A 25348-nucleotide genomic window follows, 5' to 3' on the forward strand; every position below is an offset into this window, starting at 1 on the left:
CCCCCTGCTTGGAATCATCTGCCATGGAGCACCTCCGCCGGTCGAAGTCTCAGAATGGAACGTATGGATGAAATGGATGCGACCAGCACGGTCAGGGCCAGAAGAACGAAGACCAGGACAAAGACCATGGGCCGCATGGTGATGCCCGAACCAAAGACGACGTGACCGACAATCTGCGCGACCCCGGACCCCAGCAGAGCGCCGACCACGGCTCCGACCAGGCTGATCAGGGCCGTCTCGGCCAGGACCAGCCGTGATACAGCACCGTCGGTGGCCCCCAGGGCCTTGAGCAGGGCAAACTCCGATGATCGCTCGGAAATGGAGGCGGCCATCAGATTGGCCACGGCGATGGCAGCAGCCAGGAGGCTCAGGATGGTCATCAGAATCATGACGGCCTGGGTCTTCTGGAGTACGTCACCCTGGAGGGCCGCCACCTGGCGAACCTGCTTTGCCACAGCCCCCGGTATGGCCTCCTCAATCTGGTAGGCGATGGCCGACGGATAGGCCGTGCAGTACCAGGTCTCCCACTCGTCCTGGGAGAGGGCGGCCGGATTACGGGCGGCCTTCCTTGCCAGGTCATTCTCGGGGGTCGTCAGGGCCTTGACCTCCACCCTGTCCACCTGGTCGGGCAGTCCGGAGACCTTCTGCAAGGCCCAAGTCGGCACGTACAGGGCCGAGGAGTCGGAATCGCCTGAATCGAAGATGCCGACAATCCTGACCTGTTGGGTCTGTCCATCCATCTTCAAGCCAACGGTATCGCCAATCCGCTTACCGCCCAACCGGGCCGCCAGATCCTTGCCAATCATGCCCTGAGCTGGGTCCCCGGTCGAGGAGTCACGCCTGTCCTCGGGCCACGACCCCTCAACCTTCCACCAGGACCGGAGTCCCCTGACTCCGACCGTGGTGCTCTCGCCGCTGTCCAGGTGGATGTCCTTTCTGAACCAGGTCCCCACCACGGGGGCTTCGACCCCGTCCACGCCCGCCTTGATGTCGAGCTGCGGGGCGAAGTCGGTGATGTTGTAGGCCCAGAAGATGGTCTTGATCTTCGGCACGTCGGATTCCTTCAGGTATGAGGCGGGTCGGGAGGACTGCTCCTGACTTCCCTGGCTCGCCTGGGAACCGTATAGATCAGAGACCACCGCATCGGACTTGGGCTGCACGATGATGTTGGACCCATAGGTGGAGAGTTCGGCATTGAGCTTGTCGCCCACGTCGAAGACGACCCCCAGCATGGCGACGGCCACGCAGGCGGAAAGGCAGACGGTCACGGCTATGAGGATTCTTCTGCCGAACTGGCGGCTGAAGGACCTGACAATCATTCGAATCAGAAACATGCCGACAGCACCTCCTCAGCTCTTGAAGTGTGAGGACAGGGCATCCAGATCGGCGGTCTGGATCAGGATGCTGCCGTGCCCGGTGGTATAGGGCAATGGAATCGGATTGCATCCACCCTTGAAGCCAATGGTGGCCAGGTTGATGGCCACATCGCACTTCTTGCAGATGATCTTGCCATCCTTTTCGTAATACCCGGCATCACCGCAGTTCTCGCAGGCATCCAGCCCGATTCCGTAGGCCGCCCCGTTCTTCTTGATGATGATGAACCGCATGACCGTGCCGTCCTTGGCCTTGTACTGGAAGCGGTGCAGGTGCCCATCGCTGACCTGGGAGAACTTGATGGTCGCCGTCTCCTTGGATAGGGAGTAAGCCTCGGGCGGCGAAAGCACAGGCACCTTGTGGGCCTGTGCCGTGCCCACGGTCAGGGCCAGGGTAACGAAGATCATCGCCACCAGGCTCCAGACGGATGAGGCCAGGGCTCGCCGACGGAAGGCCTTGTGCTGCCTGCTCACTGACGCGGTCCGCCCCTCCACAGGCATGCGGAACCCCGCAACCATGCAGGCCACGGCCGGAATGACGAAGACGCAGACCTGGACGATGACCATGGCCTGGTTGGCGTTGTAAAGCAGGGCCATAATCCTGAAGGGGAGACCATGCAGGATGAGCTCTCCGGTGTTCTGCAACAGGGCCAGCAACCCGGTGCCATGTTGAATCAGAGTCAGCACGACCACAAGGAGGGCAGCCAGCGAAAACGCCTTATGGGAACAGGTCCGATGCATGGATCGGAAGATGGAAGCCACGATGACGACTGTTGCTATGGCCAGAACGAAACCGAGCGCCCGAAGCAGCATATCTGAGGTGAAGACGGGAGAATTGGGCTCCACAAAAGCCGTCAGTTGGAGAATCACATCAGGCAGGGCCCGGAAGACACTGAGGGCGACGGCAAGGGCAGCCAGGCCGTTGGCCAGGTTCAGAGAGGCCCTGTGGTCATGCCAGTCACGGGTCAGCCTCCCGGCTGCCAGCACCACCCAGATCAGAGCCAGATCGGCTATGACGCAGGCTATCAGGGTGGGGAAATTGACCATACTGCGTCGGTTGATGACCGCGGTGGCCCTGAGTGCCGCAAATACGATGGCCGCCAGGGTGCCCACACCCAGCCCGACCAGACGCCAGGAGGACGACAGGGGCTTGTCTCGCCCCTCACCGACGGTCAGTAGCACGCTGAGTACCATGACCAGGAGGGCCGGCCCGAGCGTCCCCGGCAGGACCGCGACGAATTGCTCAAGCATCTTGCCTGCCTTTCACGTACATTCTGTGCATGGCGGTGACCAGCACCCACCCGACCATGCTAATCGCACGAAGCGGCATACAGGGCCCAATCAATCCTCGCTGCGCCCGTATGCCGCCTTCCGCTTTTCCGGCCGGTCGAACTTGCACCCCATTGTCGGGACTCAGACCGACCCAGCCCTCATATCACCACTGGTGAGGCGTGTAGTCCCAATCCCAGCTGACCACGATGGGCTCGGTCCAGAAGTGGTCCTTGACCCCGGTCTCGGGATCGACGTGGAGCATCCACCCCTTCTTTTCGGGGGACTCGATGGAGTAGGTCAGCTTGTAGGAGCCGGCCTTGTCCATCTTGATGTTGGCACCGTAGTGAGGGCCGTCCGAGGCATTCATCTGCATGAAGGTGCCGGACTGCTTGTCATTGGGGTCGTTCTTGTTCTCAATCGTGTAGTTGACGGTCAGGTCAGGAATGAACTCACCCTTGGCATAGCCCAGGTTGTTGTCGGCCAGGGCATGGATATCGGCTTCCAGGTGAAGGCTGGCATCCGCGGCCTTGAGACCCATGGAGGCAGGCTCCATATCGATGGGCTGGAAGAAGACGGTGCCGATATTCAGCGGTCCCTTCTGCTGATCATCGGGCGGAATCGGAATCTCTTCGAATCCTGCGCCCTTGCTGTCTTCCTTGTCGCCTTCCGACTTGGAATTGGCGGTTGTATCGGGGGCAGGAGCTTCCTTGGCCCCCTCGTTCTTGCCCCCACCGCAACCGGCCAGGACCAGTGTTCCGGAGAGCACCAGGGCAGCCAGAGCTGCGAATTTCCTCTTCTTCATTTTCTTTCCTTTGTTCGTTTGGTTTTCTGACTGTCTCATTGGTATGAGTCTTGAAATATGTGCCGGGCAGGTCGCGGCATGGGTCTCAGTCGTCCTGACCGGACTCCTGGACCGACTCCTTCCGGTTCTTCCTGATAATCGAAATGACGGCGAAGACAATGACCACAACCAGTGCCAGGACCTGGGCACCGATGGACTGCACATAGGGGTAAAGCCCTATCCAGTCGCTGGTCGGCACGCCGGGCAAGTAGGTGGCCGGCACCAGATCGCCCTCAATCAAGGCGTGGACACCGCCGCCCGCGAAGATGACCACCATGATGGCCATCAAGGCACTGGTGATGACGAAGAAGGGCCTGATGGGTATCTTGACCGAGGTGAACCGAATCAGGACGAAGATGATGACCAGCACCACAGCAGCCGCCGCAAATCCGGTCCATATCTCCTTGCTGCCACTGGGGGCCATGGCGAAGATGGCCTGGTAGAACATGACCGTTTCCGCTCCCTCCCTGAAGACGGCCAGGAAGGAGAGAAGGGCCAGGGATATGACGCTGCCCTGGGATATGGCGGCCACGGTCTTGTTCTTGATGTACCTGTTCCAGGAGTCCACAGAGGATTTGGAGAGCATCCAGTTGCTGGTGTAGAGCAGCATGACCATGGCAATCAGGGCGACCACGCCTTCCAGAATCTCCTGCTCAGGACCGTTCCCGTTGAACAGGAGCGTGAAGAGGATGGCCACCAGGCCGCTCCCGGCCAGACCGGCAAGGATGCCCCAGTATATGTATCGAATCTTGCTCTTGTAACCGGACTTGACCAGGTAGGCGATGATGGCGGCCACAACCAGGATGGCCTCAAGACCCTCACGGAGGAGAACAATGAAGGCCTGACCGAAGGCCGAGGTCAGGAAGGTGGTCCATTTGTTGACGTTGTCGGCCGCCCCTCCGTCCAGGATGCCCGCATCAGTGACCAGCATTCCCTTGAGGTCGTCAACCAATCCCTTGATTTTCTTCGGTGACTCCCCGCCGACCATGGCCATACGGGTTTCCTTGAACTGGTACTCCACCTGTGAGACCCGGCTACCGCTGATGGCATTCATGACGTTCTTCTCGAAGCCCAGCTTTTCGTAATACTGGTAGTAGGCCTTGTTGACCAGATCGGAGCCCTCCTGGCCTCTGCCATCGGCTGCGGCCCGGTAGGCCTGGTCCAGGATGGGGGTCATCTCGCCGGCCACCTGGGTCCAGGTCTTGTCGCCTTTGCCTGTATTTTTATGCTTCTTCGCGGCATCCAGACGTTTCCGGTCCGCCTTGATCTGCTCCTCCTGGGCCTTGGCATACTGCCTCGGCTTGGCCAGCGAACCATTGGCATCGAGCTGGGCGGCGGCATCGGCCAAATCGGCTTTCAGGGCCTGCGTATCCTGATCGATCTGCCCTTGGTTGCCGGGTACGTAGGCCTGCGACTGGAGGGACTGGAACCGCTGATCCAGATTGGAGCGACTGTCCTGCCCCAGTGTGGAGACCGTTGCCGTTACAAAATTGGAAGCCACATAAACAGAGTTGTAGGCCGCCATGAAGTCCGAGGCCGCACCTGCGTTATCGCCACGGGCGTAGGCCTCACGCCCGGAATCCAGTTCCTCGGCCATGGCTGTGGATACATCGGTCCAGGTGTCATAACCGGAGGCCTTGTCGGCGGCAAAAGCTGTTTGAGCAGGAAGAAGACCGGAAGCGGATATGACCAGGATAGTCAGCAGGCAGGCCAGGAGGGAACCCGTTACTGCCAAGGCTTGTTTTGCCATGGCCTTAAGACGCATAACAGGTCCCTCCCCTCAGCAATCTCCCGGCGTACATCACGCCATATCCGCAAACCGCTCCACTCTCTTAGTATCAAAGAGCAAATCTAGTGCACAGCAGCCTGAAAAAACAGACTTGATTTTTCTCAGTTTCCCTACTAAGCAACGCCGGGATCATCCAATGGAGCTCTTCCCGTCTTCTGCCTGGGCAGGCGCGCCGGCGCAGCTCCGACCCAACCGGTCAATCCTGGGTTTCAGCTTGCGGCCTCGACCGCATTCCGATGCTTCCACAGGCAGATGCCGCCAAAGACCGCCAGCCAGCAGAGGCCGAAGATGGCGGGGATTCGGGTATCGGAAGCAAAGAAGAGGGAGACGTAGATCACCAGGAAGAAGATGATGGCTATGGGGCCGGTCACCTTGTAGGCGGGCATGAGGAACCCGTCGGGCATGAAGTCGTCGCTGGCTCGATACCTGTGATGGGCCAAGAGGGTCAGGATGTAGATGAAGATGATGACCGCGCTGGATGCCGAAGTGAAGAGGACGAAGGTGTTCTCAAAACCGGGCAGGGCGTGGAGGATTGGCGAGAGCAGGATCAGGACGCCGGAGAGGATGATGGCCCTGGCTGGCACCCTGCCCCGACGGGATATTGTGTACAGGCTCCGCATGAGAGGCGATCCGCCTCCTGCCGCCAACTGGAACAGGTTACGCCCGGCAGAATAGAGCAGGGAATTCAGGGAGGAGCAGGCTGCCGTGATAACCACGAAGAAGACCAGGCCCGCCGCCCAGTCCACGCCCGCGTATCTGAAGACCATGACGAAAGGCGAGGCGAAGGTCCCGTCGGCGTTGGGCTTGAAGGAGCGCCAGGGCACGATCATCATGATGGCCATCAGGGCGCCGACGTAGAAGATGAGAACGCGGATGATGATCTGGTTGATGGCCTTGGGAAGGACCTTCCGCGGGTTCTGGGTCTCGGAGACCGTAACCCCCACGAACTCGATCATCTCGTAGGCGAAGAAGACCATCTGGAAACTCATGAAGAAGGCCAACCACCCATTTGGTGCCAGGGAGAGCCCGTTGAGTATGTTATCCAGACCGGCATGGCCTGCGGGGCTGACCTGGTCCAGACCGGGCATCTGCACGGCCGGGTAGCGGAATCCGACGATGACCATGACCACAGCGGTGACAATCATGGCAAGAATCAGGGTGATCTTGATCATTGAGAACCAGAACTCGGTCTCGCCGAAGACCTTGACGGCAATCAGGTTGACGGAGACCATGGCCGCCAGGAAGCAGACCTCGATCAGGCCGCGCCAGGCCTCAAGGTTGATACCGAAGGTGCCGAAGAAGGTCACGAAGTACGTACCCACGGCCGTCAGTTCCGACATGCCTATCAGAATCAGCACGATCCAGTAGGACCAGCCAGCGAAGGACCCCCAGCCCTTGCCCAGGTAGCGGGTGATGAAGGCGATGAAGGTGTGTTGGTTGGGGCTGCGATACATGAGTTCGCCAATGGCTCGCATGAGCAGATACATGACCAGGCCCACGCCGATATAGACCAGGATGATCGAAGGGCCGGTCAGGGCGATGGACTTACCCGACCCGAGGAAGAGACCCGTTCCGATTGTGCCGCCAATGGCAATGAACTGCACATGGCGGTTGCTCAATCCACGCTCCATCTGATTGGATGTATCGCGGGATCCGTCGGCACCCTGTTCGGTACCGGAGGTCTGCGTATTCCCGGCTTGCCCCATCGGTTCCACCTCCTCTTCCTTCTTCATCGACCACATCGCCGAACATCAGCGCGTCGGTCCTTATCGGTACCGCAGGTGCAGCGTTGAGAATCACTTCTGGCATTCGAATCGAGCGCCCAACGTGGACCGCATCCTTGCACACACATACCGGTATTGTTGCGCGCCGATTGCTTACCAGTGAACGGCATGACCACAAATCACAAGCCTTCCGTTCCACTATGCAAACACGGCACCGACCGGGGCAACCGTCGACATATACGGTGGGCGCGTCAGTAAGCACCGGTACGCTGACGGCTACCAATGGCTTCATAGCTAAGGAACGGCGACCAGACATGACTCAGACCCCACCCCCAGCGCAGACGGATACGCCGGCAACCCCGCAGGAGGGAGCCCTGCGCAGAACCCTGAAAAACCGCCATATTCAACTCATATCGCTGGGCGGGGCCATCGGCACCGGACTCTTCTATGGTTCGGGAGAATCCATATCCCTGGCAGGCCCGGCCATCATCATCGCCTATCTGATTGGCGGTTGGGCCATCTTCATGATCGTCCGAGCGCTGAGCGAGATGAGCGTAGAGGACCCCAAATCCGGCGCTTTCAGTTACTATGCCACCCGTTACTGGTCCAAGAGGGCCGGATTCATATCCGGGTGGAACTACTGGCTGAACTACGTTCTGGTTTCCATGGTGGAGCTCTCCGTGGTGGGTTCCTTCGTCAACTTCTGGTTCCCGTCCATCCCCGCCTGGGTCTCCGCCGCCTTCTTCCTGGTGGTCATCACGGCCACCAACCTGATGGGGGTCAGCAAGTTCGGTGAGTTCGAGTTCTGGTTCGCCATCATCAAGATCGCGGCCATCATCGCCATGATTGTCGGCGGCCTGGCCGTGGTCATCCTGGCCCTGCCCACGGCAGGCGGTCTCAAGGCATCCTTCTCGAACTGGTTCACCGTCGGTGGGGGATTCCTTCCCAATGGACTGATGCAGCGGGGGGCCGACGGGCAATGGACCGGCCTTCTCATGGCCCTGGCCGTGGTCATGTTCAGTTTCGGCGGCACCGAGCTGCTCGGCATCACCGCCGGAGAAACAGCGGACCCTCGCAAGACCATCCCGAAGGCCACAAACGCCGTCGTATGGAGAATACTGGTCTTCTACATCCTTACCCTCGGCGTCATCATGGCCGTCGTTCCCTGGAACGCCATCGGCAAGCCCAACGCCCAGGGCATGGTAATCAGCCCCTTTGTGCAGATCTTCGATTCGGTGGGCATCCACGCCGCTGCCGGTATCCTGAACTTCGTCTGCCTCACGGCCGTCATGAGCGTCTACAACTCGGCCCTCTACTCCAACTCCCGCATGCTTTACTCCCTGGCGAAGCAGGGCAATGCGCCACGATATCTGGGCCGGCTCTCCAAGGGAGGGGTGCCCTATGCCGGCGTTCTGACCTCGGCCTGCGTCATCGCCCTGGCCGTCGTGGTGGTCTTTCTCTGGCCCCGATTCGCCTTCAACTACCTGATGAGCGTAGCCACCATCGCCGCAATGCTCAACTGGGCCATCATCATGCTGACCGAGATGCACTTCCGTAAGGCCGTCGCCGAAGGGCACGGACCAGGCGAACTTGCCGGCAGGACCGGGAAAGACGCCCTGGAAGCCCTCCATTTCAAGCTCCCCTGGGCCCGGGTGACCCCCTGGATGGTCCTGGCTTTCATGGCAATCGTGGTGGTGCTCATGTGCTTCTTGCCCAGCTACCGACCGGCGGTCATTGCCGGGCCCATCTGGCTGGCCATCCTCTTGGTGGCCTACCAGCTGACCCATCGGCACCAACACAGGTGAAGCATCGGCCTGTCAAAATCCGAGACTGGATAGGGGGCTGATTGGTTCTTGTCAGAGAAATACTCTAGGCTGTCCTGTAATCACAAGTCACTGAAGAGGTGCCGAGCCTAACAGTAACCGAGGTCAGACAGTGTGGTGTCAACGACCCTCGGCGAAAGGAGACTCGGCCGAAGCGGCCCGGTCCTACACGACCGGCTCGCTGGGTCCGGGTTGAAGAAGCCCGGGACTGTCGCAGCTTGATGCTGCGGAGCGCTATGGACCTTGTTACAGGCTGATTGCCTCATGAGATTCCGCCGGAACGATTGCGGAACCATACGGAAGCCATCGCCATGGCGCCCTCAGACCATGTCGAGGAGAGATAAGGCTATGGCGACCAGCAGGGTCGGGCACGAGAGCCCGTCCACGAAGCGTAAAGCTGCACAGGGCAAAGGGAATCAGGTACAGCGCAACCTCAAGACCCGGCACGTTTCCATGATTGCCCTGGGTGGCTGCATCGGTACCGGGCTCTTCATGACCTCCGGATCCACCATCTCCAAGGCAGGACCAGGCGGCGGACTGGTCGCCTACGCAGCCATGGGCCTCATGGTCTACTTCCTGATGACCAGCCTCGGCGAACTGGCCACCCACATGCCGGTCTCCGGCTCCTTCGCCACCTACGACGCCAAATACGTGGATCCCGCCCTGGGATTTGCCATGGGATGGAATTACTGGCTGAACTGGGCCATCACCGTGGCCGTGGACATCTCCACCGCGGCCCTGCTGATCCAGTACTGGCTACCGGACATCCCGGGCTGGGTTTGGAGCCTCCTGGTGCTGGTGGTCATCTTCCTCATCAATGCCCTCACCGTATCGACGTTCGGGGAAACGGAGTTCTGGCTCTCCCTGATCAAGGTCCTTACGGTCATCGTCTTCTTGATCATCGGCTTCGCCATGATTCTCGGCATCATGTACCGCCCGGCCGCAGGGCTGTACAACTTCACCTACAAGGACGCCCCCTTCGTCGGGGGATTCCCGGCCATACTCAGCGTTTTCCTGGTTGCGGGCTTCTCCTTCCAGGGCACCGAGCTGATCGGGGTCACCGCCGGCGAGTCCGAAGATCCCAGCCATGCCGTCCCCAAGGCCATCCGGGATGTGTTCTGGCGGATTCTCCTCTTCTATATCCTCTCCATCTTCGTCATCGCGGCCCTGATCCCCTACACCAGCCCCCACCTCCTCGGAGCATCAGAAGGCAACATCGCCATGTCACCCTTCACCCTGGTCTTCCAACGAGCAGGACTCGCCTCAGCGGCCAGCATCATGAACGCCATCGTGCTGACCTCCGTGCTCTCCGCAGCCAACTCCGGGGCATACGCAGCGACCCGCATGCTCTATGCCCTGGCGCACGAGCACTATGCACCGCGCATATTCGGCAGGACGACCCGTCACGGCATTCCCCTGATGGCCCTGGCTGCCACAACGGTGGTCTCCCTGGCGACCTTCGCCTCAAGCATCTTCGGCCAGCGCATCTACATGTGGCTGGTGGCGGCCTCCGGTCTGACCGGATTCATCGCCTGGATCGGCATAGCCCTGAGCCACTACCGCTTCCGCAAGGCCTGGATGGTCCAAGGACACAAGGTCAGTGAACTCAAATATCACGCCAAACTCTTCCCCCTGGGGCCCATTCTCGCCTTGGTGCTCTGTCTTGTGGTCATCGGGGGGCAGAACATCGAGGCCTTCGTCACCTGGAACTGGCAGGAGATCGGGGTCACCTACATCAGCATCCCCCTGGTCCTGGCGCTCTACCTGGGATACAAAATCAAGCACCACACCAAGATTGTGCCCCTGGACCAGATGGACCTGACCTCCTCTTCACCCGAGTTCGAATCCCGAACGGAGGACTGATTCCCGACCACCCACGACAGCGACCGGGACACACTGCCGAGTAGACTGATGGAGCATTGGGACAAGCACCCCCATCAGCATCCCCACCGATTCCATAGTGCCCACAAGGCGAACGTCTCGGAAGGACGCGGGTGACATCCATATCAGGGACCGGCCAGACGGATAATCCGACCAGCCTGAACCCCTTCCCCGACGGCGGGCGGGAAGGGTGGGCGCAGAATAATCAGCACTCGGTTTACGGGCATGCGGCCTATAGACCCGAAAGGGAGACGAAATGTCTTCAGATGATAAGGGCAAGGGGACCGGACAGTCCCAGGGCATGGTCAAGCGCAATCTGAAGACCCGCCATATATCGATGATTGCCTTGGGTGGCTGCATCGGTACCGGGCTCTTCATGACCTCCGGATCCACCATCTCCAAGGCAGGACCAGGCGGCGGACTGGTCGCCTACGCAGCCATGGGGCTCATGGTCTACTTCCTGATGACCAGCCTCGGCGAACTGGCCACCCACATGCCAGTCTCCGGCTCCTTCGCCACCTACAGCGCCCGGTATGTGGATCCCGCCCTGGGATTCGCCATGGGCTGGGACTACTGGCTGAACTGGACCATCTCCGGAGCTGTTGACATTTCGACCGCCGCGCTCCTGATTCAGTACTGGCTGCCCGATACACCGGGCTGGATCTGGAGCCTCCTGGTCCTGGTCGTCGTCTTCCTCATCAACGCCCTGGCCGTCTCGGCCTTCGGGGAGACGGAATTCTGGCTCTCCCTGATCAAGGTCGCCACCATCATCGTCTTCCTGGTCATCGGCTTCGCCATGATTCTCGGCATCATGTTCCAGCCTGCTGTGGGCCTGCACAACTTCACCTACAAGGATGCCCCCTTCGTGGGCGGCTTCCCCGCGATCATGGGCGTCTTCCTGATAGCCGGATACTCTTTCCAAGGCACCGAGGTGGTGGGGGTCACCGCCGGCGAATCGGAGGACCCCGGCAAGGCTGTTCCCAAGGCCATAAACGAGGTGTTCTGGCGGATTCTCCTCTTCTACATCCTCTCCATCTTCGTCATCGCGGCCCTGATCCCCTACACCAGCCCCCACCTCCTCGGAGCATCAGAAGGCAACATCGCCATGTCACCCTTCACCCTGGTCTTCCAACGAGCAGGACTCGCCTCGGCAGCCAGCATCATGAACGCCGTGGTCCTGACCTCCATCCTCTCGGCCGTCAACACGGGCGCCTACGCCTCAAGCCGCATGCTCTACGGACTGGCCAAGGACCACTACGCCCCCAAGATCTTCGCCAGGACCACCAGGCGGGGCATTCCCATGGCCGCCCTTGTGGCCACCGTCTGCATGTCCCTGGCCACCTTCGCCTCCAGCATCTTCGGACAGACCTTCTATATGTGGCTGGTGACGGCAACGGGCCTGACCGGATTCATCGCCTGGATCGGCATAGCCCTGAGCCACTTCCGCTTCCGCCGGGCGTTCAAACTGCAAGGGCATGATTTAAGCGAGCTCAAGTACCACTCCAAGCTCTACCCTCTGGGTCCCATCCTGGCAATAGTGCTCTGCCTGGTCGTCATTGCCGGGCAGGACATCCCCTCCATGGCCAGCCTGGACTGGTCGCACCTGGGCATGACCTACTTCAGCGTGGTTCTGGTCCTTGCGCTCTACCTGGGCTACAAGTTCATCAACCACACCAAAATCGTCAAGCTGGCGGACATGGACCTTTCAGGGGCCGGATCCGCCGACTGACCCCCTCCTGCGCAGGGTCGCGAGCGCGCCTTCCGCAAATGGAACCGCCCCACGTTGAGCAGAAGCTCATTCGTGGGGCGGTTCCTGTCCGGTCGTGATTCGGGGCCCTCAGGCCCGCAGGATCACTGAACCTGGGAACGGGCGATCTTGCCGGTGAAGGACTGGGCCTCGTCGGCATCCTTGACGTCCTTGTTCCAGGAGAACATGGCGCGCAGCTTGGGACCGACCTCCTCGATCTTCTCGTGGGAGAACTTCTCCTGCAGCTCCTTGAACTTGGGTGCCCCGGCATCCTGGTCGTCAATGAACTCCTTGGCGAAGGAGCCGTCCTGGATGCGCTTGAGCTGGTACCGCATGCGGTCCTTGGTGGACTCGTCGACCACTGTCGAGGTGAAGTCACCATACTGGGCGGTGTCGGAGCAGGACCAACGTGCCTTGTTCAGGCCACCCTCGTTCATCAGATCGACCAGCATCTTCAATTCGTGGCAGACCTCGAAGTAGGCGATTTCAGGCTGGTATCCGGCCTCGGTCAGCACCTCGAAACCGGTCTCGACCAGGTGGTTGACGCCACCCATGAGCACATCCTGCTCACCGAAGAGATCGGTCTCGGTCTCCTCCTTGAAGGTGGTCTTGATGGCACCTGCACGCAGGGCGCCCATAGCCTTGGCATAGGCCAGGGTGATATCCCAGCCGTCACCGCGGGGATCCTGCTCCACGGCCACCACCACCGGCACGCCACGGCCGGCCACGTACTCGCGACGGACGATGTGGCCCGGGCCCTTGGGGGCGACCATGAAGACGGGATGGTCGGCGGTGGGCTTGATATACCCGTAGTGGATGTTGAACCCGTGCGCGAAGCCGACGGCCGCACCTTCCTTGATGTTGGGCTCGATCTCCTCGCTCCAGATGGTGCGCTGGTACTGATCAGGGGCCAGGATCATGATGATGTCGGCTTCCTTGGTGGCATCCGCCACGGTCTTCACTTCCAGACCCTGCTCCTTGGCGAACTCAACCGACTTGGAGTCGGCACGCAGGCCCACAACCACGTCGACGCCGGAGTCGCGCAGGTTCAGCGCGTGAGCATGTCCCTGAGAACCGTAGCCGATGATGGCCACCTTCTTGCCTTCCAGAACCGAGAGATCCCCATCCTTCTCATACCAGATCTGTGCTGCCATTAGCTTTACTCCTTTATAAACGGTCCTTCTAGTCCACCCATTGCGGCCAGGGATCGCGAAACATTACTTGACTACTTGATTAGTTCTTATTCAGCGGACATTGCTCATTGGCTCCGACTCCGGATTTTGTCCTTTGCCAGGGTCAACCGACTAATACATCTTTTGCGTCCACCTTACTCGCGGCGTGGCCGGACTAGCACCATGCGACTCATTGTTTGGACACCGATAAATATCGACTATCAAATGCGGAACGGAAACCGCTCACGCCCGCACGAAGCGCCGGAATCGGTTTACCCACTGGCATGAGTACATCCCTGGCCGCAGCTCACCCCACGAAAAATGCGCCTGGGAATCCTTTGGAAACCACGGCATGACGGGAATCATCGAGCCTGGCACAGGCAAAGGGGAACCGTTCAGCCAGACCATTGGGTCCAACCAGGAAGAGGGCCGTGGATAAACCGTCCGCCAGCGCGGTCGGATACAGTTTCGCCAGGCGATTATCCCGGGGGTCGCCCAGTTCCTGACCTTGATTCCCCGAACGGTCCTCCTGCCCCACCACCACCCAGGTGGCCTTGACACGGCGGACAGGCATACCATCGACAGCGTTGAGGATATGGTGGAGGGCCATCAGCCCCTCCTCCTCATCGCCCCCTCGGGGGACGGTCCATTTCCGCCTGCTGGGGGCCGAGGCGCCGAGAGAACCGGTTGTCATCCTGATGACCCCGACCGCCCTGGTCAGGTCATCGGGATCCTCCATGGCAATGGAGACCGCTCCAGGGGCCTGGATACGCATATCACCCCCGGCATCAATCAGGTAGTCTCCCACACCTTCGGCATCGTCGGTCCGGTTGAGCACATCAGCCAGGAGATCCACCAGGTACCCCTTGCCCAGGGCTCCAAAGTCCAGCTGAACCGTCCCCCTGGTCCGCAGGGTCACACCATCGCGCTCAACATCATCCCCCCATGTGGACCTGCCCCTGATTCGCCCGAGACGGTCGGCCGCATCAGCGCTCAAGCGGAAGGTCATATCCCTTCCATATCCCAACCGCGCAAGATCAGCTCCAACAGCCGGGTCCAGAGCACCCCCCGTGGCGAGGTACAGGCAATCGTAGAGGTCGAACAGGCCCTGGCAGTATTCGGGGAACCGGAAATTGCCACCCCGCTTCGCTCGGGCCATGTCCGCCGGAACGGAATCATCCCGAAACCTGGACAGGGACGATTCATAATCTTCGATCAGCCGTCCCAGTCCGGCACGGAGCTCAGACCCGACCGGCTTGGAGGTATTGATGATGATGCCGGTTCCCAGCGCTTCGGGAAAGGCTGTCGAATAGGGCATGGAGGCAGGTCCCGTTCCTGGACTCGGGTGCATCCCGCAACCCCCTCCGCAATCTGCGGACTCCGGCGACCTGCCGTATCCCGGCGTCATGTCAGCACAGGGAGTGAATCTGTACGATCTGGTCGCGACCGGGACCCGAACCGATGGCCGAGATGCGGCAACCGGAAAGGTCCTCAAGATGGCGGACATAGTCCTTGGCCCTGGTGGGGAAGTCATCGAAGCTGCGGGCTCCGGAAATATCCTCCCGCCAACCCGGAAGCTCCTCATAGACCGGCTGCGCGGACTGGAACTCGGCCTGGTCGGTGGGCATCTCGTCGACACGGACCCGAGAGCCATCGGCCCGGGTCACATCGTATCCGACGCAGACCGGGATGGTCTCCAGACCGGAAAGGACATCCAGCTTGGTCAGGACGATATCGGTCAGGCCGTTGATCTGAACCGCATAGCGGGAGACCAGGGCATCGAACCAGCCGCAGCGGCGCGGACGGCCGGTGGTGACCCCGAATTCGTGACCCTGCTTACGCAGCCATTCGCCCTGTTCATTGTCGAGCTCGGTGGGGAAGGGCCCCTCACCCACACGGGTCACATAGGCCTTGGCCACACCGACCACCCGATCGATTCGGGTGGGACCGACACCGGTGCCGGTGCAGGCGCCTCCGGCCGTGCAGTTCGAAGAGGTGACGAAGGGGTAGGTGCCGTGGTCCACATCCAGCATGGTGGCCTGCCCACCCTCGAACAGCACGTTCCTGCCCTCATCCAGGGCCTTGTTGAGAATCAGCGAGGTGTTGGCCACGTAGGGACGCAGGCGCTCAGCGTACCCGTTCAGCTCATCCACGGTGGCGTCGATATCGATGGCCCGCCGGTTGTAGAGCTTGACCAGCATCTGGTTCTTCTGGTGGAGGCTGGCCTCGACCTTGTCGCGCAGGTGCTCCGGGTTGAAGAGGTCATGGACGCGAATGCCCACACGGTTGATCTTGTCGGCATAGGTCGGGCCTATGCCACGACCGGTGGTACCGATTCTGCGTTTGCCCAGGAAACGCTCGGTCACCTTGTCCAAAGTACGGTCATAGGGGGCAATGACATGGGCGGACTCGCTGACGCGCAGCCGGCTGCAGTCCACTCCACGCGATTCCAGCCCGTCAACCTCCTCGAAGAGGGCCTTGGGATCCACGACCACCCCGTTGCCGATGACCGGCGTGATGGATGGATGGATGATGCCGGAGGGAAGGAGGTGGAGGTCATACTCCTGATCACCCACGACCACGGTGTGACCAGCGTTGTTGCCGCCGTTGAACCTGGCGACATAGTCCATGCGTTCGCCGATGAGATCCGTTGCCTTGCCTTTGCCCTCGTCACCCCACTGGGCTCCGACAATCACGATTCCAGGCATACGACACGCTCCTTTTCCAGCGGCCTCCCTCAGGAGCAAGGGCGGGCCATCAACACACGAGCCTATCCCGACGTATGGAGCTGACCGGGCAGTGCCAAAGCCCGGCTCCACAAGGGAAATTCATCGGGGACCATAACCATGAGTGCGGCAGCGAAGCAGGTTGCCTCCCGCAGGGATGTTCCCTCTCCGTCAAGCGGGCATCAGCCGTGAACCAACTCTCTCCGGCCCACATCAGCCGAGCGTCTGACGGGAACCCCTTCGCCTACTTCAGAGCGCGGCCGGCGCTGCCCAGCATCCGGCAGGCCTCGACCACGCGGGCCGCCATGTGGTCTTCGCCCTCCCGGCCCCAGGACCGGGGGTCGTACCCGTTCTTGGCGCCGACCTCACCATCGATCTTGAGGACCTTGTCGTAGTTGGCGAACATGTGTCCGGCGATGGCCCTGGTGAAGGCGTACTGGGTATCGGTGTCGATATTCATCTTGACCGCTCCGTAGGAGACCGCCCTGGCGATGTCGGCAGGCTCGGACCCGGAACCACCGTGGAAGACCAGAAGGAAGGGCTTGTCGCCCGGAACCCCAGGGCCAGGAGAAGGGACCCGGCCTGTACCGATGGCACGGGCGGTGCGGCTCTGGATCTCTCCCAACAGGTCGGGTCGGAGCCTGACCACGCCCGGCTTGTAGGCCCCATGCACATTGCCGAAGGTGAAGGCCACCATGTACCGACCCTGCTCGCCCAGACCCAACTCGTCGACCACTCTCAGCCCATCGTCAGGCGAGGAATAGAGACGCTCGTCAATTGCCGCGGAGTGACCGTCCTCCTCACCGCCGACGGTACCCACCTCGATTTCCAGAATCGTGTGGGCAGCCCGGGAATCCTCCAACAGTTCCTTGGCGATGTTCAGGTTCTGCCCCAGGGGCAAGGAGGAACCGTCCCACATGTGCGACTGGAAGAGCGGATCCTGTCCGCGAGCCACCTGGTCCTTTTCGTAGGCGAGGAGGGGACGGACCCACTCGTCCAGGTATTGAGGGGCACAGTGATCGGTGTGAAGAGCCACGGTGATGCCGGGGTACTGGTCGATCACCTCCTGGGCGAATCGGGCGAAGGCAATCGAACCGACGACCCGATCGGCAAGGCGCCGCCCCGACAGGTAGGATGCCCCGCCCACCGAAACCTGGATAATGCCATCCGACTCCGCCTCGGCAAACCCCTCCAAGGCGGCATTGAGGGTCTGGGTACTGGTCACATTGATGGCCGGATAGGCATAGGAACCGCATCTGGCCGCATCCAGCATCTGCGCATACCGCTCGGGGGTTGCAAGAGTCATGATTCCATTATCCCAGTATCCCGGAACTTCAAGCCTCGTCGGGGAGACGGCATGATGCGGAGTGTTTTTTCCGACCCTGTTGCCAAACCGCCCTCACCTGCCCGGAAACGTTACGATTCATTCCTTTGGGCGAACGCACAGGCCCCCAGATTGACAAGAGTTTCGACCCCTAGTAGTTTATCAACAAGCAGTTTTGGTGAAACGTTATACCTTTTGCGGTTATTAGCGTGAACCATACGGAAGCCAAGCCAGGAAAGTCGAGCAATGAGGACAAGTGGGGGACGACTTGGGTCCGCCCTCCTCGGAAGGAAGCAACCGTGGCAGCAACCAAAGAGACGCCCAGGAAAATCATCCTGGACCTTGATACGGGCATCGACGACACCTTGGCACTCTCTTATGTGCTGGCATCGCCAGAGGCCGAGCTGATCGGCATCACCGGCACCTACGGCAACGTGGTCGTCGAGCAGGGTGTAGCCAACGACCTGAACCTACTGGCCATGTACGGGCGCGACGACGTCCCCGTTTTCAAGGGCATAGACCACCCCAGCACCGCGGATTCCTTCTCCGTGCCCCCGGATTCCGAAATCTTCCACGGCGCCAATGGAACCGGCAACATCGAAATCCCGGCACACTCCGACCGGAAGGCCCAGGAGGAGAGCTCCGTCGACTTCATCATCGAATCGGTCCGGCGCTACCCCAAGGAGGAGCTGGCCATCGTTCCCACCGGTGCCCTGACCACCATCGCCGCCGCTCTGGAAAAGGCCCCTGACATCGTCGATAAGATCAGAATCGTCCTGATGGGCGGCAGCCTGACACAACCCGGCAACGTAGGCCCCTTCGCCGAGGCCAACATCAACCAGGACCCCGAGGCCGCCAACAAGGTCTTCGCCACCACGGCCGACATCACCATGGTCGGACTGGACGTGACCACCCAGGTACAGATGAGCCGCGAAGACACCGAATCCCTGCGCGGTACAGGCACCGCAATCGGGCGGTTCCTGGCCGACATGACCGACTACTACATCAACATCACCGAGCAGGAGGAGGGAGTCTTCCTCGGCGGGTGCAACCTGCATGATCCTCTTGCTGCGGCCGTCGCCATCGACCCCAGCCTGGTCACCACCTTCGCCACCAACCTGATGGTGGAGACCGAAGGACCGCAGCGGGCCCGGACCATCGGCGACCCCAACCGCCTCACAGACAAGACCAAGAACACCAAGGTGGCCCTCTCGGTGGATGCCGAGCGCTTCACCAGCCAGTTCATGGAACGACTGATGTCCTTGGCAACCGGCCAGACGACCGAACGATGAAAAGGGAAACGATGAGCGAAACAGCCGAAACGGTGAACACCACCGAAGCCGATGAGAACAGGGTCAGGACCAAGCGCGCCCTGCCCGCCCTCCTGACCATCTTCCTCCTGGGCACCCTGATGATCCAGGCCTTCAACCTGGTCTTCCAGAACGTAGGCGATTCCCTGGGAATGTCCGCGAATGCCTCCCTCATCAGCACCCTGCCCGGCATCGTCCTGGGTGTGGTCTGCATGCTCTACGGGACACTCTGCGATTACATCTCCCCCCGGAAGATGACCCTCTTCGGGGTCGGCGCCCTGATCATCGGCAGCCTCCTGGGCTTCTTTGGCGCCTCTAACTTCTGGGCCGTGGTCCTGGCCCGCATGATCCAGACCGCAGGCGGCCAGGTGGCAGGCTCGGTCTTCCTGGTCATGGCCATGAAGTACCTGAGCGACAAGGAGCGCGCCTTCTATCTGGGTGTCTTCAACGCCGTCTACTACGCCTCATCGGCCGTGGGCATCTTCGCAGGTGGCCTGATCACCTCCATCGACTGGAAGTACCTCTTCCTGGTCCCCCTGATCTCCGTCCTGCTCATTCCCCAGGTCCTGAAGAACACCCCCGACACCAGCGTCAAGGGAGAGCGGATCGATGCGTTCGGCATCGCCCTCTTCGCCTTCATCGCCGGGTTCGTGGCCATCTACTTCTCCTTCCCGGCCGCCTGGATGCTGGCTGTGCTGGCCATCCTGATCGCTGTCTTCGCGGTCTATGTCTGGAAGGGCAGCAACCCCTTCCTGAGCCGGAAGTTCGTGACCAACGGGGCCTACATGTCGGTGCTCCTGGCCCTCTTCGTCTTCTACTTCTTCAACTTCGCCTGCGTGCCGATCTACAACGTGATCGGTGACCAGATTTACCAGATCTCACTGAAGCAGGTCTCGATCTGCCTGACCATCGTCTACCTGGTGGCCACCCTGGTGGGTTGCGTGTCCGGCTCGATTCTCTCGACCATCGGCAGGCTCCCCATGCTGGTCCTCTCGGCGGCACTGATGATTGTGGGCAGCATCGGCTCGGCCATCTTCATCTCCTCCGGTTTCTGGACCCTGACCGCCCTGGCATGCGTCTTCATCGCAGGTATCACCATGTCGTACACCCCGCTCTACGACTCCTTCTCGGCCACCCTGCCGGTGGACCAGAACGGACGCGGAATCGGCATCGGCGACCTGATGATGAACACCTCTGCCTCCATCGGTATGGCCGTATACAGCGGGCTGATGTCCAACCAGAGCTTCGGTTCACGCGGCTTCCTTGGCGTTGAGCCCGGCGCTCCGGCCCAGGCGGCCAACATGTTCTGGGTAATGGGCCTGACAGCGGCCCTGGCCCTGGTCATTGTTCTGATCTTCCATCGGAACATGTCTTCCAAGGCCCCCAAGAACCAGTAACCAAGAACAGCAAGACTTCCCACGAACACCAATATCAGGATTTGGTCAACGCCACGACCAGGACGTCGGCGGTACCCCAATACCGCCCGCTAACCCCTGTCGCGGAGTTGGCCATGTATACCGGGGAGGAAGCATCGGTGGGTATGCCTTCGGCATCGTAATATCCCCCTCTTCCCTCAGCCGCCGGAGACGTAACCGCCACTCCCCTCCCCCTTTGGAAGGCCCCGTCATTGCCATAACGGACGGGGCCTTTTTCATACCTCCTGACATGGGAAAGCGAACATACCACGAGCAGGCAGGGGTGGGGCGACAACCCTTGTCCGCCAGGATGGAACTTCCCAGACGGAGCGACGGACCGCATATAAGAGAGACCCGGCGGGAGTTGGGTCCGCCGGGTCAGAGAGAAGAAAGGGAAATCAGTTATGCAAATGTCGTAATGACATCCGATCGGCGGTACTAACTGCCGACAATTACAGTAAACACCGGAGACCTTGGGAAGACGATGGGATTACCTGAAAAAGTGCTGACAACCCGGAATCAGGGCCTACCGAGCCCCGGCATGCAGTACGCAGGTTACCGCCAAAGCGCCCCAGGAATCAGACCCAACTCCCGGCACTGTAGACTGATACATGACTCATGCTCACGCATCTCGCAACATCTCAGTATTGTAGAGGCATCGGCTTAAGAGTGAATTGCAAAAGGAGAACAGGCACATGCTGCTCAGCGACCGTGACATATTGAAAGCCCATGATGAAGGGCACCTCGCCCTGGACCCATGGACACCGCAAATGGTCCAGCCTGCCAGTATTGATGTTCGTCTCGATAAGTACTTCCGCGTCTTCAACAATCACGAGTACACCTATGTGGATCCGGCCGAAGACCAGGGTGCACTGACCGAGCAGTTCGAAGTGCGCCAGGGCGATCCCTGGATTCTCCACCCTGGTGAGTTCATACTGGGCTCAACCTGGGAGTACATAAAAATCGACTCCACCCTGGCCGCCCGTTTGGAAGGCAAGAGTTCGCTGGGGCGTCTCGGCATCCTCACCCATTCCACGGCCGGCTTCATCGATCCCGGCTTCGAGGGGCATATCACCTTGGAGCTGTCGAACGTCAGCAACCTGCCGGTAAAACTGTGGCCGGGGATGAAAATCGGACAGATGTGCTTCTTCGAACTCACTTCTGGCAGCGAATTCCCCTACGGATCAAAGCACAACGGCTCCCACTACCAGGGTCAGCGGGGCCCCACCCCCTCACGTTCCTATGTCGACTTCTACAAGGCCGACGTCTCCAGCTGATTCCCGCCCCTGACCCTCCCAGGTGCCAGGGGCGGGGCGGATTCCCCCCCCCTCTCTTCTGATTCATCCGTTTGACTTCAAGCCCACTTGAAGGCGTATACATGCAGTGAAGCATGCACTCGCCTTCAAGGCACGCAAGTGACCATTGCACCCCTGAGGCCTTGCCCTGCTCCGAGTCAGACGCTCCGCCGGTTCGCCCGGCGGGGACGAATCGACATCGCCCCCGATTGTCGGCAGTATGAACCGGGGACCGGAAGAAGGAGGAACCAGATGGCAATCAAACAGACAGCCGGGCATGACATGCTCGGTGACTTCGCACCGCTCTTCGCCCATCTCAATGACGATGTACTCTTCGGCGAGGTGTGGTCCCGGGAGGAGGAGCTCTCCGCCCACGACCGCAGTATGATCACCTGTGCCGGCCTGATGGCGATGGGACTCTTCCCTCAGCTGGAGAGCCATATGAACATAGCCAGACGCAATGGGGTCACCAAGTCAGAAATGGTGGAGTTGATCACCCATCTGGCCTTTTACGCAGGCTGGCCCAAGGCCTGGAGCGCCTTCAACCTGGCCAAGGAGATATACGGCGACGAAACCCCGACCAGCACCCTTCCCGACTCCGGGCCGTATCCTCTGGGTGACCCCGCTGACGGACCCAACTTCACCGGCCATGTATGGCTGCGGCATCTGACGGAGCCGGGTGTGGAGTGCCCGGCAGGAAACGTCACCTTTGCCCCCGGATGCGTCAACCGTTGGCACATCCACCCCCATGGGCAACTCCTCCTGGTTACGTCCGGACTGGGTTGGGAGCAGGAGGAGGGGCAGGAACCCCGGCCACTCAAGCCTGGCGATGTGGTCTTCTGCCCGGCCGGCGTCAAGCACTGGCATGGGGCCTCGAAGAACTCCTCCATGACCCACATCGCCATCACCCCTACCAGCAAGGGCGAATCACCAGCCGAGTGGTTGGACTTCCCCGATCTCACCGAGGTGTCCGCCCTGGGTTGAGACTCTGCACGGGGCCGGCAGGTTCCCGCCTGCCCCTAATATGGAGAACATGGCTATGAAGAAAGGCCCGACCAAGGGTTCGGGCGGCAAGCACCGCAACAAGCTTCGAGGCAAGGGGCCCACCCCCAAGGCCGAGGATCGGGTATATCACAAGGCATACAAGGCCAAGCAGGCGGCCCAGCGCCGCCAGGCTGCGGACCCTCGCCTGGCAGCGCGGCGCCGTGCCGACCGATTCACCTCGGATTCCGATGACCTGGTCATCGGCCGGAATGCCGTACTTGAGGCCCTGCGTGTAGGGGTGCCAGCCAGCCAGCTCTACCTGGCTGCGCGCATGGAACACGACGACCGAACCCGGGAGATCGTCCGCCTGGCCGGACAGGAGGGACTGAACCTCCTTGAGGCCGACCGCCTTGAAATGAACCGGATTGCCCGGTCCAGCAACCACCAGGGTGTGGTCCTCAAGGTGCAGCCCTACCAGTACTCCTCCCTGCAGGAGCTGGTGGACAGGGCCGAGAAGCACGCCTCCGCCCTGAGCAAGGCCAGCGGAGCCGCAAGGGTCAACGCCCGTCCGCTCTTCATCGCCCTGGACGGGGTGACCGACCCACAGAATCTGGGAGCCGTAATCCGCTCGGCCGCCGCCTTCGGGGCTTCAGGTGTCATCCTGCCCGAACGGCGCAGCGCCTCGGTCACCGCAGCCGCCTGGAAGGTATCGGCCGGGGCGGCAGCCCATATGCCCGTAGCCAGGGTGGTCAATCTGACCAAGGCCATCCAGGGACTTAAGGAGCGCGGCTACTATGCCGTTGGTCTGGCAGGCGAAGGCCAGGCAATCGTCGGTGAGACCGGCTTTGAAACCGACCCCCTGATCGTGGTTCTGGGTTCCGAAGGCAAGGGGCTGAGCCGCCTGGTCAGTGAAAGCTGTGATGCCCTGGCCTCCATCCCCATCTCCAGCTCGGTCGAATCCCTTAACGCCTCAGTGGCGGCAGGTATCAGCCTCTATGCCGTCTCCACGGCCCGGCGCAAGTCCGTCGAGTAGACAGGCAGGGCCGTCAGAACAATTCAGCCGACCACGGGCGTTCAACCCCGTGGTCGGCTGAATTGTCATCAGACCTGGTTCATCAGCTGGAAGCCCAGACCGCAGCATCCTGATCATCCTGGTCAGCGGCGGCCTCCAGACTTCCCGGGGTGAGTCCGCCCCCGAAGACCGGATTGACTGGGTCGCTTCGGTCGTCATCACTTCCGACGGTTTCACCCCTCCCACCGTCTCCGCGCTGCTTCCAGTGCATCTCATCATCCACGACACCGGAGTCGGCTTCTTCGTTGATGGTCTTCATATCTTCCGAGTCCAACCTGTATTCAGGCAGGGACTCCTTGATGTAGCTCTGTACGGCCTCGGCCATGGGTACATCATGCCCGGCCTTCTCCGCCAGGCGCCAACGATGGGTCAGGACCTCATGGAAGAACTGGGCCGGCTCGATTTGGCTGCGGTACTCGGACGGTATCATCCGAACGGTGGGCTCGAAGACCTCGCGCATCCAATCGGTCGCCACAATCTCCAGATCCTCGCCCTGCCGCCAGGTCGAAGCCCGATAGGCATCCAGATCGTTCAGGAGGCGACGAGCCTGGTTCTCCTGAACATCCAGGCCGGTCAGGCGCAGAAGCTTGCGGGAGGCGTACCCGGCATCGACCACCCTGGGTCGCACCAGCACACGGTTCCCGTCCTCCTCGGTCTTCATCTCAAGCTCATCCACATCGAAGCCCAGGTCGTTGAGCTTGTTGACCCTGCGTTCGATCTTCCACATCTCGTCAGGGTCGAAGCTGTCGACGTCGGTCAGGGCACTCCACAGGGAATGGTAGCGGTCGACCAGACGGTTGCCCACATCCACCTCGTCCACATCGCCGGAGAGGAGATTGCCCGAGTGGAGATCCATCAGTTCGCCGATGATATTGGTCCTGGCCAGGTCGATATCGTACTCGCGTTGACCATCGGTCAGGCTGGCATGGAGGTCACCGGTCTCGGCATCAACCAGGAAGGCCGAGAAGGCATCTGCGTCACGCAGGAAGAGCACGTTGGACAGGGATACGTCACCCCAATAGAAACCGCCAAGATGCAACCTGACCAGGAGGACCGCCAGGGCATCAATCAGACGTTCGGCCGTATCGGGGCGGAGGTTGCGCGCAAAGAGTGCACGGTAGGGCAGGGAGAACTTCAGATGCTGTGTGACCAGCATGGCCTCCAGGGGTTGCCCATCCCGGGTGTGACGCCCGGTGACCACGGCAATCGGATTGACCGTGGGCAGCTCCAGCTTCTGGAGCTTACGGAGCAGCTCATACTCCCGTTCGGCCACCCGCTGGGTAATCTCCTTCATGGCATATACGTCATCGCCCACATGGACGAAGCGGACCACGTGCCTGGAGATGCCGCGGGGCAGATTGGCCAGAAGCTCCTGGGGCCAGGTCGCCAGTGGATCCTCCCAGGGCAGGGTGAACATCTTCGGATTGGAACTTGAGGCGGTGATGTGCAGGGCGGCGGGTTCCCGTTCAGGCTGGGAGGAATCCGGCACCTGTATGGATGTGGCCTGGACGGCCCTGGGATCCATGGAGGCTGCGGTGGCCCGGTTGATATTCACACTGGTCATGCTTCACCAATCTAATCGTCGCCCCTCCCACACGGG

General features: G+C 60.9%; 18 protein-coding genes and 1 riboswitch. Of the genes, 8 read left to right on the forward strand and 10 right to left on the reverse strand.

All coding sequences use genetic code 11. From position 1 onward, the window contains the following. Positions 1 to 14: 14 nt before the first annotated feature. The 5 genes from H3V08_RS06525 to H3V08_RS06545 form a co-directional block, all read right to left on the reverse strand. Positions 15 to 1334 carry an ABC transporter permease gene (locus H3V08_RS06525; RefSeq protein WP_198182013.1) on the reverse strand — a complete coding sequence of 440 codons (1320 nt, stop codon included), beginning with the start codon at positions 1332 to 1334 and terminating at the stop codon, positions 15 to 17. Between the two features lie 15 nt (positions 1335 to 1349). Continuing rightward, the gene (locus H3V08_RS06530) at positions 1350 to 2624 is read right to left on the reverse strand and encodes a Fe-S-containing protein (protein ID WP_198182014.1); all 1275 of its coding nucleotides are present in this window, start codon (positions 2622 to 2624) and stop codon (positions 1350 to 1352) included. A 184-nt stretch (positions 2625 to 2808) separates the two neighbouring features. Further along, positions 2809 to 3447: an iron transporter gene (locus H3V08_RS06535; RefSeq protein ID WP_033491077.1), complete on the reverse strand. Its 639-nt coding sequence runs from the start codon at positions 3445 to 3447 to the stop codon at positions 2809 to 2811. An 85-nt stretch (positions 3448 to 3532) separates the two neighbouring features. Next, positions 3533 to 5251 (reverse strand): FTR1 family iron permease, encoded by a 1719-nt coding sequence (locus H3V08_RS06540; RefSeq protein ID WP_198182015.1) that lies wholly within the window; start codon positions 5249 to 5251, stop codon positions 3533 to 3535. A 233-nt stretch (positions 5252 to 5484) separates the two neighbouring features. Then, entirely contained in the window at positions 5485 to 7008 is a 1524-nt protein-coding gene (locus tag H3V08_RS06545; RefSeq protein WP_232340174.1) for an amino acid permease, read from the reverse strand. Between the two features lie 305 nt (positions 7009 to 7313). Here H3V08_RS06545 and H3V08_RS06550 point away from each other — a divergent pair, with 305 nt between their 5' ends. The 3 genes from H3V08_RS06550 (at position 7314) to H3V08_RS06560 (ending at position 12432) form a co-directional block, all read left to right on the forward strand. Next, positions 7314 to 8804 (forward strand): amino acid permease, encoded by a 1491-nt coding sequence (locus tag H3V08_RS06550; protein ID WP_198182016.1) that lies wholly within the window; start codon positions 7314 to 7316, stop codon positions 8802 to 8804. A gap of 85 nt (positions 8805 to 8889) precedes the next feature. Next, positions 8890 to 9067, forward strand: a riboswitch (Lysine riboswitch). A 103-nt stretch (positions 9068 to 9170) separates the two neighbouring features. Further along, entirely contained in the window at positions 9171 to 10685 is a 1515-nt protein-coding gene (locus tag H3V08_RS06555; protein WP_198182017.1) for an amino acid permease, read from the forward strand. A 274-nt stretch (positions 10686 to 10959) separates the two neighbouring features. After that, entirely contained in the window at positions 10960 to 12432 is a 1473-nt protein-coding gene (locus tag H3V08_RS06560; protein ID WP_198182018.1) for an amino acid permease, read from the forward strand. Positions 12433 to 12554: 122 nt separating this feature from the next. Here H3V08_RS06560 and ilvC read toward each other — a convergent pair whose 3' ends face one another. The 4 genes from ilvC to fbaA all read right to left on the reverse strand — a co-directional run bounded on the left by ilvC (position 12555) and on the right by fbaA (position 17654). Continuing rightward, positions 12555 to 13658, reverse strand: coding sequence for a ketol-acid reductoisomerase (gene ilvC / locus H3V08_RS06565; RefSeq protein ID WP_332461787.1), 1104 nt, complete (start codon positions 13656 to 13658; stop codon positions 12555 to 12557). A gap of 271 nt (positions 13659 to 13929) precedes the next feature. Continuing rightward, positions 13930 to 14940 carry an FAD:protein FMN transferase gene (locus tag H3V08_RS06570; RefSeq protein ID WP_198182020.1) on the reverse strand — a complete coding sequence of 337 codons (1011 nt, stop codon included), beginning with the start codon at positions 14938 to 14940 and terminating at the stop codon, positions 13930 to 13932. 91 nt (positions 14941 to 15031) lie between these two features. Beyond that, positions 15032 to 16330: an adenylosuccinate synthase gene (locus H3V08_RS06575; protein WP_045921643.1), complete on the reverse strand. Its 1299-nt coding sequence runs from the start codon at positions 16328 to 16330 to the stop codon at positions 15032 to 15034. 262 nt (positions 16331 to 16592) lie between these two features. After that, on the reverse strand, positions 16593 to 17654 hold the full coding sequence (fbaA, locus tag H3V08_RS06580) for a class II fructose-bisphosphate aldolase (protein WP_198182021.1): 1062 nt from the start codon (positions 17652 to 17654) through the stop codon (positions 16593 to 16595). A gap of 317 nt (positions 17655 to 17971) precedes the next feature. Between fbaA and H3V08_RS06585 the strand changes: the two genes are divergently transcribed. From H3V08_RS06585 to rlmB, 5 genes are all read left to right on the forward strand, one after another. Next, on the forward strand, positions 17972 to 18964 hold the full coding sequence (locus H3V08_RS06585; protein WP_033498467.1) for a nucleoside hydrolase: 993 nt from the start codon (positions 17972 to 17974) through the stop codon (positions 18962 to 18964). A gap of 11 nt (positions 18965 to 18975) precedes the next feature. Beyond that, positions 18976 to 20379 (forward strand): MFS transporter, encoded by a 1404-nt coding sequence (locus tag H3V08_RS06590; protein ID WP_198182022.1) that lies wholly within the window; start codon positions 18976 to 18978, stop codon positions 20377 to 20379. Positions 20380 to 21092: 713 nt separating this feature from the next. Then, positions 21093 to 21674 carry a dCTP deaminase gene (gene dcd / locus H3V08_RS06595; RefSeq protein WP_033491059.1) on the forward strand — a complete coding sequence of 194 codons (582 nt, stop codon included), beginning with the start codon at positions 21093 to 21095 and terminating at the stop codon, positions 21672 to 21674. Between the two features lie 270 nt (positions 21675 to 21944). After that, positions 21945 to 22676, forward strand: a complete 732-nt coding sequence (locus tag H3V08_RS06600) for a carboxymuconolactone decarboxylase family protein (protein ID WP_198182023.1) — start codon at positions 21945 to 21947, stop codon at positions 22674 to 22676. A gap of 49 nt (positions 22677 to 22725) precedes the next feature. Continuing rightward, positions 22726 to 23709: a 23S rRNA (guanosine(2251)-2'-O)-methyltransferase RlmB gene (rlmB, locus tag H3V08_RS06605; protein WP_033491245.1), complete on the forward strand. Its 984-nt coding sequence runs from the start codon at positions 22726 to 22728 to the stop codon at positions 23707 to 23709. A gap of 82 nt (positions 23710 to 23791) precedes the next feature. Here rlmB and H3V08_RS06610 read toward each other — a convergent pair whose 3' ends face one another. Then, complete coding sequence (locus tag H3V08_RS06610) at positions 23792 to 25273, reverse strand: DUF4032 domain-containing protein (RefSeq protein ID WP_045921926.1); 1482 nt, start codon at positions 25271 to 25273, stop codon at positions 23792 to 23794. Between the last annotated feature and the right edge of the window lie 75 nt (positions 25274 to 25348).

The organism is Bifidobacterium sp. M0307, assembly GCF_016100445.1.
Taxonomy (GTDB): domain Bacteria; phylum Actinomycetota; class Actinomycetes; order Actinomycetales; family Bifidobacteriaceae; genus Bombiscardovia; species Bombiscardovia coryneformis.